The 12,923-nt window shown below is 35.5% G+C and carries 13 protein-coding genes; 4 read left to right on the top strand and 9 right to left on the bottom strand.

Annotated elements, in window-relative coordinates; genetic code table 11:
• Nucleotides 1-21 precede the first annotated feature (21 nt).
• Genes RT037_RS01245 through mutL form a run of 4 tightly spaced genes read right to left on the bottom strand, consistent with a single transcriptional unit; the run spans nucleotide 22 to nucleotide 3,936 of the window.
• A complete protein-coding gene (locus RT037_RS01245; protein WP_312324211.1) occupies nucleotides 22-393 on the bottom strand; it encodes a hypothetical protein in 372 nt (123 codons plus the stop codon).
• A 4-nt stretch (nucleotides 394-397) separates the two neighbouring features.
• Nucleotides 398-1,378, bottom strand: a complete 981-nt coding sequence (locus tag RT037_RS01240) for an endonuclease/exonuclease/phosphatase family protein (RefSeq protein WP_313027375.1) — start codon at nucleotides 1,376-1,378, stop codon at nucleotides 398-400.
• A complete protein-coding gene (locus tag RT037_RS01235; RefSeq protein ID WP_313027372.1) occupies nucleotides 1,378-2,127 on the bottom strand; it encodes a rhomboid family intramembrane serine protease in 750 nt (249 codons plus the stop codon). Before RT037_RS01235 ends, RT037_RS01240 begins: the two co-directional genes overlap by 1 nt.
• Nucleotides 2,128-2,142: 15 nt before the next feature.
• On the bottom strand, nucleotides 2,143-3,936 hold the full coding sequence (gene mutL, locus RT037_RS01230; protein ID WP_313027369.1) for a DNA mismatch repair endonuclease MutL: 1,794 nt from the start codon (nucleotides 3,934-3,936) through the stop codon (nucleotides 2,143-2,145).
• A gap of 147 nt (nucleotides 3,937-4,083) precedes the next feature.
• Here mutL and RT037_RS01225 point away from each other — a divergent pair, with 147 nt between their 5' ends.
• A complete protein-coding gene (locus RT037_RS01225; RefSeq protein ID WP_313027365.1) occupies nucleotides 4,084-5,175 on the top strand; it encodes an acyltransferase family protein in 1,092 nt (363 codons plus the stop codon).
• Nucleotides 5,176-5,204: 29 nt separating this feature from the next.
• On the opposite strand, the gene RT037_RS01220 is transcribed toward RT037_RS01225, so the two are convergent.
• Nucleotides 5,205-5,441 carry a hypothetical protein gene (locus RT037_RS01220; protein WP_313027361.1) on the bottom strand — a complete coding sequence of 79 codons (237 nt, stop codon included), beginning with the start codon at nucleotides 5,439-5,441 and terminating at the stop codon, nucleotides 5,205-5,207.
• Nucleotides 5,442-5,557: 116 nt separating this feature from the next.
• Nucleotides 5,558-6,418 (bottom strand): DUF4846 domain-containing protein, encoded by an 861-nt coding sequence (locus tag RT037_RS01215; protein WP_313027358.1) that lies wholly within the window; start codon nucleotides 6,416-6,418, stop codon nucleotides 5,558-5,560.
• Between the two features lie 66 nt (nucleotides 6,419-6,484).
• Here RT037_RS01215 and RT037_RS01210 point away from each other — a divergent pair, with 66 nt between their 5' ends.
• The 3 genes from RT037_RS01210 (at nucleotide 6,485) to RT037_RS01200 (ending at nucleotide 9,149) form a co-directional block, all read left to right on the top strand.
• Complete coding sequence (locus tag RT037_RS01210; protein WP_312322730.1) at nucleotides 6,485-7,063, top strand: tRNA-(ms[2]io[6]A)-hydroxylase; 579 nt, start codon at nucleotides 6,485-6,487, stop codon at nucleotides 7,061-7,063.
• Between the two features lies 1 nt (nucleotide 7,064).
• The gene (locus RT037_RS01205; protein ID WP_079666410.1) at nucleotides 7,065-7,679 is read left to right on the top strand and encodes a DUF502 domain-containing protein; all 615 of its coding nucleotides are present in this window, start codon (nucleotides 7,065-7,067) and stop codon (nucleotides 7,677-7,679) included.
• 93 nt (nucleotides 7,680-7,772) lie between these two features.
• Entirely contained in the window at nucleotides 7,773-9,149 is a 1,377-nt protein-coding gene (locus RT037_RS01200) for a tryptophanase (RefSeq protein WP_313027351.1), read from the top strand.
• A 44-nt stretch (nucleotides 9,150-9,193) separates the two neighbouring features.
• Here the strand turns inward: RT037_RS01200 and RT037_RS01195 are convergent, their stop codons facing one another.
• From RT037_RS01195 to RT037_RS01185, 3 genes are all read right to left on the bottom strand, one after another.
• Nucleotides 9,194-11,734: a tetratricopeptide repeat protein gene (locus tag RT037_RS01195; protein ID WP_313027347.1), complete on the bottom strand. Its 2,541-nt coding sequence runs from the start codon at nucleotides 11,732-11,734 to the stop codon at nucleotides 9,194-9,196.
• Between the two features lie 85 nt (nucleotides 11,735-11,819).
• Nucleotides 11,820-12,398: a Maf family nucleotide pyrophosphatase gene (locus RT037_RS01190; protein ID WP_313027345.1), complete on the bottom strand. Its 579-nt coding sequence runs from the start codon at nucleotides 12,396-12,398 to the stop codon at nucleotides 11,820-11,822.
• 1 nt (nucleotide 12,399) lies between these two features.
• Entirely contained in the window at nucleotides 12,400-12,921 is a 522-nt protein-coding gene (locus RT037_RS01185; protein WP_312323288.1) for an HAD family hydrolase, read from the bottom strand.
• Nucleotides 12,922-12,923 lie beyond the last annotated feature (2 nt).

The raw sequence follows: 12,923 nt of genomic DNA, 5'->3' as shown, positions 1-12,923 counted from the left end.
ATAACTTCCGCGATTTTTGAGTTAATTAGCAATTGGTGGCGGAGGCGTTAGAGTTTGTGAAGATTCTTCTTTGTACTTTTCTTTAGCTTTTTCGGTTTCAGTCTTTTTTGCTTTCTCCTTTTCGTCGGCTTTCTTTTTTTCTTCCTCCTTTTTCTTTTTTTCGAGTTCTTTAATTTGGGTTTCCAATTCTTTCTTTTTGGCCTCAGCAGCGCTATCTTTAACGACAATTACTTTTGGTGCCATATTAGCTGGCGTTGCTCCAGGTGCGAAAGAATCAATCGCAATGGTGTCATAATCTAACTTCTCAGGAATTTCTACACTGGCGTTAGCATCTGTTTTTTTTGAACATGATGTTAAAACAATTGCGCCTAGGATAATTAGATATTTTGTCATCGTTTTATTGGATTTTAAAACTTGCTAAAACTGGAAAATGATCCGAAATGTGAACACTTCTGTCAACACGATAATTTAAAGCTTTTATCGATTCTGACGTGAAAATATGGTCAATTTTTATTGGAAATTTAAATTCATGAAAGCTTGTTCCGCTTCCGCTTCCTGCTTCCACAAAAGCATCTTTTAGGTTTTTTGAAGCCAAATAATATTCGTAAGAATTAGGAACCGCGTTAAAGTCACCAGCAAAAATAACAGGATAAGGTGATTTGTCAACCGCTGTCATCGTGTTTTGCATTTGGATTTGATGTTCCTTAAAAATAGGAAGCATTTTCTTGACTAAACCTTTTGCTTTCGCTTCGTTTTCGTCCATGGAGTTGGCTGGTCTAACCATTTGTTTATCAATCTGAAAAGGCTCCATGTAGATGTTAACGAAACGTATCGTTTTTCCTTTAATATTAATATCAGTATAAAAACTATTGCCTATATCAACTTGCGTTTTTATGTCTTCAAATTTTTCAATAGGAAATTTTGAATAACATTGAATATGCGGAAATTGTTGAAGTTTATGTGGATATTTTGTAAGATTAAATTCAATTGACGCTTCTTGTAGGAGAACAATATCAGGATCTTTTTCAGAAATGTAGTTTTCAATTTCTTCTTTACCCATCGTGCCATTTCTTACATTAAAGCTCATCAACGTGAAATCAGCTTTGTCTTTTTTCTCTGGCGAATAATTAATCCACCGACGTGTTGGCGTAATAAATAAAATCGAAATTACTAAAAATAAAATCGCTCTTTTTTTAAATAAAATGATCCAATAGATACAAAGTAAAACATTCAAAATCATTAAGATAGGAAAACCTAAAGACAACAAGTTTAATAATGAAATTTGGCTTGGCGATATCCAATTATTAAGCAACATCGCCATTAGCAAGCTTGCAATAACTAAATGTCCTATCGTTAAAATGAAATTAAAAACCTTCATTATCCACCAATAATGTTATTGTGTTTTTTCCAATTTCTGATGTAGAGATAGCCAACTAATGCGCCACCAATATGTGCAAAATGCGCTACATTATCCCAACTAAATTGTCCTACACCTAAGAATACAGAAATCAAAATAATAATTGGTAAAAGATATTTTGCTTTGATTGGCGCTGGGATAAACATGAACATCAATTTCGCATTTGGGAATAATGTCGAGAATGCCGCAACAACTCCAAAAATGGCGCCCGAGGCACCTACCATTGGCGTTCCTAAAATTCTATATAAACCGTTAGCATATTCTTGAATTATTGGATTGTTTGAAAAAACAACGCCTTCACGATAACCATAGGCTGATATCTTGTAAATGTCGTGTATGTTAAAATTTTGCTCATTTAAAATGTTTGTAAATTGATAAGCTTGATAAAAATTTAATAAATTATATAGTGCAAACCCACCTAGACCCGCTAAAAAGTATAAAATTGTAAATTTTTTACCTCCTAAAACTTGTTCTAAAACAGGTCCAAAACTTAATAAAGTTAACATGTTAAATGCAATATGCATATAGCCACCATGCATAAACATGTGTGTGATAATTTGCCAAGAGTGGAAATTAGGCGACAGCGGAAAAAACCCAGCAAGCCACTGTGTTACAAATATTCCGTAGTTTTCTAAAAGTAATGTAGCTACAAAAACAATAACATTGATAATGATAATGTTCTTTGTAATTGGCGTAATATTTTGAAACATATTTTGAAACATATTTTAAAATTTATTTTTAAAATCATCGAAAGGTATTTCCTCGAAACACTTCTTGCCATAAGCGGTGTATTGTGGAAAGCCCAAGTCGATAAAATCTTTTATAAGTTGTTCTACTTCAGTTTTATAAATAAAATCGAATTTAGATTTGCTATGCACTTTTAACCATTGATCTTGATAAAAACTTATGAACTCATCTTCTGTTCTGTAATCCAAAATCTCAAATATTTTTTCTAAAAATCCGGCAACTGCAGATTCATTAAGACCTTCTGGCACTGCGTTGATTCGTAGCACATTATCGTGTGCAATAACCATGTCAAATCCCAGTGATGGCAAATATTTTTTAATCGATTTGTATTTGTTTTTTTCAATTTCGTTGAGGTGATATTCAATCGAAAAGAGAAGATGTTGCCCGTTTTTATTTGGCTTAAACTCTTTCTGCTGCGATTGCAAAATCACACGATGAATTCTTCCCAAATCCAGCATCAAGGTTTTTCCATCTTTGTTAAATAGCCAATAGCCATTTGGAAGTCGGAAAAGATCTTCTTCCAAATCGTCGTCGTCCTCAAAAAGATTAATTTTCGAAGGTTCCGCAGTTGGCACATCTGCATTGTACATTTCAGACAGATTAAAGCTTTCGATGGCAGAAGGTTTCTCAGAAGTAAATGGATTAAAACTGCGATCAACTTTCACCGCTTTCGAAAATGAAGATCCACCACTAATGCTAGTTTCAGTGTTAGCTTTGCTCGGTTGTGGTTGGAAGAAAGCATCCATCGCAGGATCTCTATCAAAATCCAAACTTGGAGCAATGTTGTAAATTCCTAATGCTTTTTTAATTGTTGAACGAAGAAGTGCAAAAATTAAAGCTTCGTCCTCGAATTTTACTTCCGTTTTTTGAGGATGAATATTAACGTCGATTTTCTCTGGATCAAGTTCCAAATACAAGAAAAAACTAGGAATATAGCCTGGCTGCAAAAGTCCTTCAAACGCCTCTTGCACAGCTTTACTCAAATAAGGACTGCGGAAATATCTTCCATTAACGAAGAAAAATTGTTCGCCTCGGGTTTTTTTGGCGCCTTCTGGTTTTGCAACAAATCCGTTAAGTGTTACCCAACCCAAATCTTCTTTAATAGGGATTAAAAGCGGTTGGATTTTTCTGCCGAAAACTTCCACAATGCGTTGCATTTGTCCGCCTTTTCTCAGTCGGAAAATAGGTTCGTCGTTGTGGAACATTTCGAACTCAACATTTTCGTGAGCTAAAGCCACACGCTGGAATTCGTCGATGATGTGACGAAATTCTATATTGTCGTTTTTCAAAAACTTGCGTCGCGCAGGCACATTGAAAAACAAATTTTTAATTAAAAAGTTAGAACCTTCCAAAGTTTGCACAGGTTCCTGAAACTGCAATTCGCCACCTTCGATGTAGATGTTAGTCCCAACAGAAGCTTCGGCTTTTTTAGTTTTTAACTCCACTTGTGCAACGGCAGCAATCGAGGCTAAAGCTTCGCCGCGAAAACCTTTGGTTGCGATTTTAAAAATATCTTCGGTGCTTTTAATTTTGGAAGTCGCATGACGTTCGAACGCCAATCTTGCATCGGTGTCGGACATACCAACGCCGTTATCAACAACCTGAATCAGATTTTTTCCAGCATTACGAACTATTAGTTCTACCTTGCTAGCGCCAGCGTCTATTGCATTTTCCATCAATTCTTTAACAATGGATGCAGGACGTTGGACAACTTCTCCAGCAGCAATTTGGTTGGCAACGTGATCGGGTAAAAGTTGTATAATATCTGACATATTTCTTATTAACCCGCAAAAATACGGATAAGTATCGAGGCTCAAAAATTAAATGTTTGTGAAAATGTCTTAATAAAAGCTAATTCTGTTGTATATTGTTGTCAAAATTTTAGTAAAATTTTATCCTTTAATTATTTGATAATCTGAATGAAAAGAGATTTATATATTGATTTTGCAAAAGGTTTTGCAACGCTTTCTGTAATTTTTATCCACACTGTTTTTTGGTCAGGGCAATTCTATGTACCGACGGAAGTGCGTGTGATGTCTTTGTTTTTTGATGTGATTTTGTTTTACGCCCTTAGCGGGATAACTTCTGGGAATAACATCGAAAAGACTTTTTATCGATTGTTGAAATTGCAGGTCACGTATATGATTTTTGTGACTTTTCTTTTTGTTTTAGATTATTTATTCAAAGTTTTTGGCTTGACATTTTTCTCGATGGATTGGCTTAAATCTTTCTATTCGACCTTTGGCGGGAAGTATGTTCCACAGAATATTTCAGTGGAACCACAATGGCAAAATCTAGGAAATTGGTATCTTCATCAATATTCTAATGCTGACACGTTTCCAGTTGTGATGGGAAGTTTTTGGTATCTTAAGGTTTATTATATTTTGACGGTATTTGGTGTTTTAGTTTTAAAATTTTTCCCTAAACATATCAACTGGTTTATTGGGCTTTGTATTGCTTTAACCTTGATATTCAATTTGTTTCCACAATATTATCCAAATGGACAAGTTGGTTATGTTGCGTTTTACTTTGCTGTGTTTTTAATTGCGCATCAGATGCGTGGGAAAAAAATCCCGACCAAGATGATTCCTGTTTTGTATGGACTTGTTGCGATAGCTTTGCTCGGAATGTTTTGGAATTATGGAACAGAAATTTTTTACAAGCTTAATAAAAATAAATTCCCGCCGAAATTACCATATATTATTTGGACGCTTTTTGCAGTTGTCACCTTGTTTGTTGGTTATAATCGTTTGAAAATTAACAAGAAAAACTTCTTGACATATATCGGAAATAACGCGATTTTCTTTTACTTTTCGCAAGGGATTAGTTCTTCTTTAATTTACTTTATTGTTGTGCCTTTCCAAGATGATGTTAATTGGATTTTGCTTTTAATTCCAGTTTATATTATCAATGTTGTGCTTGCGGTTATCATTGCAGAAGCTCTTAAAAAAGTAGATGCTTTTGGCTGGAAAATTTTAAATATTTTACGCAAAAAAACCGCTTCTAAATAAAGAAACGGTTATTTTTTTTGTGTTAATATTTAGTTTTTGCTTCCGCTACCTCGCATAATAAGTGCGATAATAATGATAAGAACAACGCCGCCAATAATGAGATAAGTTGGGTTGGTGTACCATTCGCCTGCGCCACCACCTTTGTTGGTGTTAATGTCAACAGTTAAATCTGCGCCTTTGTCTTGAGCAAAGATAAGCCCTGTGCTGAAGAAACATAAAAGCATAATCAGAACGCTTTTAAGTCTTGTTGATAAGTTGCTTTCCATAATTTTGATTTTTTTATGTTGGTATATAGTGTTAAATGTTTTTCAAATTCACAATTATTATACCAAAATTATATTTGGTTCATAAATGTATTGCTTGTTTTTTACAAACTTAAATTTTAAAAATGTTTGATAACTGCGTTTTTAAAATAATATCGTGGTGTTGGGACATTGTCGCTAATTTTTAGATCAAACCAAGGATTTGCGCTTTCAGAAAGAATATGTATCGATTGTGCTGGCGTATAACCTTCGATCAAAGCATAACGTTTTTGGTCGCCGTTGTCGATTTTGTCAACAACCATCACCACGTGGCCTGGACTTCCTGGCGTAATAATCAAATCGCCGATTTCAAATTCTTTTTTGTTGCGGTCTTCTTTTAGATCTCGAGCCAAAGAAATTGTCCCTGCATAAGTGTAAATTATGTCTAAATATTTTCTAAATTCTTGGTAATTATTCAGCTGATTTGTGCTTGCTGATTGCGAAAACCTCACCGAATTTCCATTGATAATTGGGCGAATACCTTTCGCATAAGATTCCCAAGCGTAATTATCACCACTTGTAAATCGAAAATGGATGTCGCTATATTTTTCATTTTTAAATAGATACTCAGCGCGAAGTCTTATCAACGCATCAGCGCATTGTTGCAAATCGGTTGTCCCTATGTCATAAGTCAAAATCCCAACATGATGCTTTTGGTCCGATATTTCGGAGCCATCATATTTAAGAATTGGTTTTCCAAAACCCTGCAGTTTTAGATTTTGTAGAAAATTTTCCCAAGAATTTGCTGGCGTTTCCACTCTTTTAAAATCAGAAATCGGAAGAAGTCTATCTTTTAAAATATTGGCTTTTGGATTGATTAATGTGATGTTTTCAGTTTTAAGTTCTGGAGAATTGAGTGTAGGTTTTTCTATAATTTTTTCTTGTTTATTACAAGCAATTACGACAAGACTTAGAATTATTAATTTAAAAATTTTCATCATTCCTGAATTTGTATTAAAAATAAAGGAAATGCGCTTAAAATTCTTATTTTTACGAAAAAAATTGAAATGTTTAGGTTAAAGCTACTTACGGATCCCCGTTGGGCAAATATTGCAGAAGGCAATTTGGAAGAAATATTAACTGACCACGCTTGGTGCGAACAAAAAGCAGCCACTAACGCGATTGGATTGATTACGATGCTGCCAGAATATCCCGAAATTGTTACCGAACTTTTGGCGATTGCACAAGAAGAGTTGGATCACTTCAACCAAGTTCACGAGATTATCAAAGAACGTGGCGGCGTTTTGGGACGATCAAGAAAAGACGATTATGTAAATGATTTAATCAAATTTATTGTGCAAGGAAGTCGCGAAGATTTAATTGTTGACAAAATGCTTTTTGCAGCGATGATTGAAGCTAGAAGTTGCGAACGTTTCAAAGTTTTAACAGAAAATATTAAAGATGAAAAGCTAAAAAAATTCTATCACGAGTTGATGGTTTCGGAAGCGAATCATTATACAACTTTCATTGGATTTGCGCGTCAATTGGGCGATCCAGAAAAAGTAAACCAACGCTGGGAAGAGTGGCTAGACTACGAGTCCCAAATTATCCGTTCGTACGGAAATAAAGAAACCATCCACGGATAATATGAAGAGAGGATTCAACGACTATATAGGATTAGCGTTCCGAAATTTTTTACAAGGACTTGTTATTATCGGACCTTTGGCGGTTACGGCGTGGATCATTTGGTACATTGTATTTAGTATCGATAACATTATCCCGTCTGTATCCGAGAAGTTTCCAGGATTGGTTTTTGTTGTGGTTATTGCTGCGACGACGCTTATCGGTTATTTTGGAAACAAATTTATCATCGGTCGAATTATTGTTGATAGTGTTGACTACATCCTCGAACATACGCCGGGCATCAAATTTATCTACACGTCTCTTAAAGATGTGATGGGGTCTTTTGTCGGTGATAAAAAGAAATTCAATGTTCCTGTTTGGGTTAAAACCAATGAAAATCCAGAAGTTTGGCGCATCGGGTTTTTAACTCAAAATGATATGTCAGCCGTTAAAATGGATGGGATGATTGCGGTTTATCTTCCGCATTCTTACGCCGTTTCGGGCTGGGTAATTGTGACTAAATTTAATAATATAAAAGAGGTTGATGGCATGAGCGCTGCCGAAGCCATGAAGTTTGCGGTAAGTGGCGGTGTTGCTGGATTCCATAGCGATGATAACGTTTTCAAAGCGCCAGAATGATGTTTGATTTTTAAATATGAAAAACACTTTAGGTTAAAAACACATTTGACTTAGACAAAATCAATTTTTAAAAATCTACAAAACATTATTTATATGGAATTACCTTATGCTGAGCCATTTAGAATTAAAATGGTTGAAAATATCCAACAGTCTACACGAGAGCAAAGAGAACAATGGCTGAAAGAGGCTGACTACAATTTATTCAATTTAAAATCATCACAAGTATTTATTGACCTATTAACTGATAGCGGAACTGGCGCAATGTCTGACCAACAATGGGCAGCGTTGATGACTGGTGACGAAAGTTATGCAGGTTCTCGCTCGTTCCAAGAATTGCAATCTACCGTTGAAAGAATCACAGGATTTCCTTATCTATTGCCAACGCATCAAGGTCGTGCAGCGGAAAATGTATTGTTTTCAGTTTTAGTCAAAGAAGGCGATGTTGTACCAGGTAATTCGCATTTTGATACCACTAAAGGTCACATCGAATTCCGTAAAGCGCACGCTATCGATTGTACAATTGATGAAGCTTTTGATATTAATGATCTTTATCCTTTCAAAGGAAATATCGATCTTAACAAACTTGAAGAAGTTTATAAATCTCATCCAAAAGAAAACATTCCGTTTTGTTTAGTTACTGTGACTTGTAACTCTTCTGGCGGTCAACCTGTATCTTTAGAAAATATAAAAGCGGTTCGAGAATTGTCGAATAAATATGGAATTCCAGTTTATTTTGACTCAGCGAGATTTGCAGAAAACGCTTATTTTATTCAACAAAGAGAAGAGGGTGAAAAGGAGAGAAGCATTAAAGAAATTTGTAAAGAAATGTTCTCTTACGGCGACGGTATGACGATGTCATCAAAGAAAGATGGTTTGGTTAATATTGGTGGATTTATCGCACTTAACAACCAAGAAGTTTTTGAAAAAGCTTCTAATTTCACGATTATCTACGAAGGCTTCATTACTTATGGTGGAATGGCGGGAAGAGATATGGCTGCTTTGGCAGTTGGTCTGGACGAGGCGACAGTAAGTGCTTATCTTGAAAGTAGAATTTCACAAGTTGAATATCTTGGAAATAAATTAATAGAATACGGTGTACCTGTACAAAAGCCAATTGGTGGACATGCAGTTTTTGTTGACGCGCTAAGTTTCTTACCAAATATTTCTCGTGAAGAATTTCCTGCGCAAACTTTAGGTCTTGAACTTTATATTGAAGCTGGCATTCGTGGTGTAGAAATCGGAACTTTATTAGCCGATCGTGATCCAGACACACGTGAAAATCGTTACCCAAAACTAGAGCTTCTTCGTTTAGCAATTCCGAGAAGGACTTATACTAACAATCACATGGATTATATCGCAGCGGCTGTTAGAAATGTCTATGAGCGTAGAAACGAGATCACCAAAGGTTACAAAATCGTGAAAGAACCAGCGATTTTAAGACACTTTACTGTGAAGCTAGATAAAGCTTAAACATAGTAAAAAAAAACCGACACTCAGCTGAGTGTCGGTTTTTTTTATTTTTCACTTTTTAATTGTTGAATAGAAGCGTCTGCAGCATCAGGAGAAATCGCTTGCATTTTAGGCTTTGGTGGGCCTTCTGTTTGATTTATTCCTGGTCGTCCTGGTCTTGGAGTAGCTTCTATACTTCTCATTTTGATAGATTTTTCCTCGTCAGGATTTGGTGCATTATTGACTTTCTGAGGTTCGGTTGGGGCAATCTTTTTACCTTCGCCGTCTGTCATTTCAAGTTTAATATCACTTTTCAAATACTTAAGAAGTTGCTTTGCTTTGTCGCCTTCCATAGTATTGGCATAGTTAAGAACAATCTGCTCAAGCTGAAGAATCATGATTTCTTTACCAGCAGATTTTCCAGCGTTATAAGCATTTAATAAATATAACTTCGGAACTAGGGCGTCTTTCTTGTTCTCGTCAATGGTTTTAAGAATTAATTCTGAAGAGGCTTGGTATTTTCCTTCATCATAAAGTTTGTAAGCTTCTTCATATTTTTTCTGAACATCTTCCGACGACTTGTTGAAGTTTTTATCACGAGGATTTTTTACAAACTCTGCATACGAAGTGTACGGATATTTCTCTAAAATCATAGTTTTTGCACGTTCTTCAGCACCAGGATTTTTTTCATAATTAATAACAAATGCTTGATAAAGTGCTTTCAGTTCTGTGTCTTCGTCAGGTTGCCCATCTACAAGGTCATAAAGTGTTTTGGTCGCCAATTTAGAATTGCTAAAGAAGTTCTCAAACATAATTCCTAAACCAAGACTTGCGGTATCTCTATCTTTTTTAAGCTTTGCAATATCCGAAGAATTGCTCGGTATTTTTTCTGTATAGAAACTTGGTTCAAAACGACGAGGATCGGGCGCAGTAGTTACACCTAAAGCTTCGTTTTTAAGATCTTCTATCGTTTGAGATTTTGCGGAGTAACGCCAGTTGTCAGCTAATGTTCTGTTGCCCCAGATCTGCTTAAAGTTAGTTTCTCCACGCGGGATATTGTTGGTATTTGCGAAGTAGAATGTACTCTTGTTATCACCAGCCATATTGATGTCTCCGAAAGTTCCAGCGCCAGAGTTGGCGAACATCGAGTTAGCGTTATAATCGCCAGTGTCAAAACCTTTAGATCGCTCAACTCTTTTTCTTTCAATTTCTTCTGCGGCTTCTTTAGCTTTCAACTTGTCAATATGTTTTGCAAAATAGGCTTCTTGTTGCTCTTTAGACATTTTTGTAAGCGCAAGAATACTATCATTTTTCTTTATTAAATAATAGTTTTTCGAAAGTTTTTTAATATTGGTTGTAAGCTCTGTGAGACGTGCTTTTTCTGGTGCGTAAGTCATAACCGCCAAAGCACTATCGTAGTAAGCGCCAGCTGTTAAGTAATCGTCCTGCGCAAAATATTTTTTTCCAATTTCTGAAAACGCTAAACCTCTGATTTGTGGATCCGACACTTTTGCCGAAATCGATTTTCTAAACAAAGAATCTGCATCTTTATCTTGTTTTGCATTTAGCGCCAAAAGTCCCATGGCATAATACAATTCGTTTTTACGAGAAGCGTAAGTTCCTTTTTTAGCTATCTTTTCTAGATAAGCTAAAGCCTCGTCATAATTGTCGTTGGTATTATCAAAGGTTTTAGCAATTTGGATTTGCGTTTTAACCTCGAATTCGAAATCATAAGCGTATTTGTAAGCCGTTGTGAAAGACTCTCTAGCTTCTTGCTTTTTACCCAATTCTGCTAAGATTTGTCCACGTAGATAAGCAATTCTACTTCTTGTTTTTCTAACTTTATTATACTCAAACGCTTCTTCTAACTCGGTTACAGCATCATTTTTTTTGCCCCATTTTAATAACATTTCCGAGTAGAAAATACTTAAAGTTCGTTTTTCTTCTTTGTTAAGTTTTTCATCTTTAAGCTCAACGAAAAGGCGATCTGCCTTTTGATAGTCTTTTAGTTTAGCATAGATTTCGGCTTGATAAATTCTTGCAGTATTAATGCGTTTATGTTTTGGCATATTATTGAAAATATAATTCAAAGCATCCAAAGCTTCGTGATTTTTGCCTTGGTACATTCGTGATTTTGCCAATAACATATAAGCGTCAAACATATACGAATTTTTCTCTACACCGTTAACAAGAACTGAGTTTTTAGAAATCGTTTTTAATGCTTTGGCTTCTGCAATTTGTAAAATTGAAGCTCCTTTTCCAGAAGTACTAGGTCGCGATGGACCTCCTCCCATTGTAGAATTTGCATTAGGCGAAGCAGGACCTTTGTTGCCGCTCATGTTGGTCATCGGATTTCCTGCACCAAAGTTAGAAACTTCCGTTGCGACATCTTCAGTAGTAAGTATTGGAATATAAGCTTCGTAAAAGTTGTCTTTAAAACTTTTAGTACGGTTTTGCATTTCTGTATTGAAGGCTTCTTTACTATTAAACATCGTGTTATAATAGGTAGAAAAGCGATTCATCGGGCCACTCTTCGTTTTTTTCTTACGAGGTGTACATCCAACAACAACAAATATAGAAAGTATAATAAAGGCGAATTTTCTCATTTAAGTAGATAACTTGCTAAAAGGCAATTTATTATTTAAGACATTAATTTTTGTAAAAATAATCTTTTTCTTTTTAAAAACGAATTTATATCGAGAATCCTTCAACAGGAAAGTATTTTGATAAATATTTATACACCAAATGTGTTGGAAGTCCCATAATGCTATAATAGCTCCCATTGATGTTTTCGATTTTGCTCATCCCCAACCATTCTTGTATGCCGTAACTACCAGCTTTGTCAAAAGGTTTGTATTTTTCGATATAATAATTAATCTCGTCATCTGAGATAATTTGCATCGTCACATCGGCGCAATCGGTTTCTGTTATTAAATTATCAAGCGTTTTAATACAAATTGAAGTGTAAACTTGGTGCGTTTTGCCCGATAGTTTTTTTAACATATCAAATGCTTCATCTGCATTTTTTGGTTTTAAAAGGATTTCGTTTTCCAAAGCGACAATCGTATCCGAAGTCAAAAGGATTTCATTTTCTTTTAAATCTTTATAAGCTTTAGCTTTTGTTTTGGCTACAAAGCCAGCAATATTTTTTGTTGCTAAATCTTCGGGATAAGACTCATCGCAGTTAATTTTTACAACTTCGAAAGGAAAATTTAATGATGCTAAAAGTTCTTGACGGCGTGGCGATGCCGAAGCTAATAATAACTTCATTTTAAGTTGATTTGGTGTCATCTTCTAGATTCCAACGATCTTGAATTTTCATAACTTGTTCGATAACATCACGTACTGCGCCTTTTCCACCTTCGATGGGCGAAATATAATCTGCAATGTCTTTAACTTCTGGTACGGCGTTGGCTGGTGCTGCTGCAATCGCCACTTGTTTCATAATGCCAATATCTGGAATGTCGTCGCCCATCATCAAAACTTTGGAATCGTCGATCTGATATTTTAGTTTAAAATCTGTATAATCCGACACTTTATGAGCTGACTTTGCATAATAGTCTTTAATCCCTAAATAGTCGATGCGATGGCGTACCATAGGATCATCTCCGCCTGTGATAACCGCAATTTTGTAACCTGCTTTTATCGCTTTAACAACGGCGTAACCGTCTAGTACATTCATAACTCGAGACATATTTTTGTCGGGAAGAAGATAGACGCTTCCGTCGGTGAAAACGCCGTCCACATCGAAGACAAAAGCACGTATATTTTTTAGTTTTTCTAAATAGCTCATAA

It is taken from the genome of Soonwooa sp. (assembly GCF_032062245.1).
In the GTDB taxonomy this organism is placed as follows: Bacteria; Bacteroidota; Bacteroidia; order Flavobacteriales; family Weeksellaceae; genus Soonwooa.
This window is presented reverse-complemented; position numbering and strand designations above follow the sequence as displayed.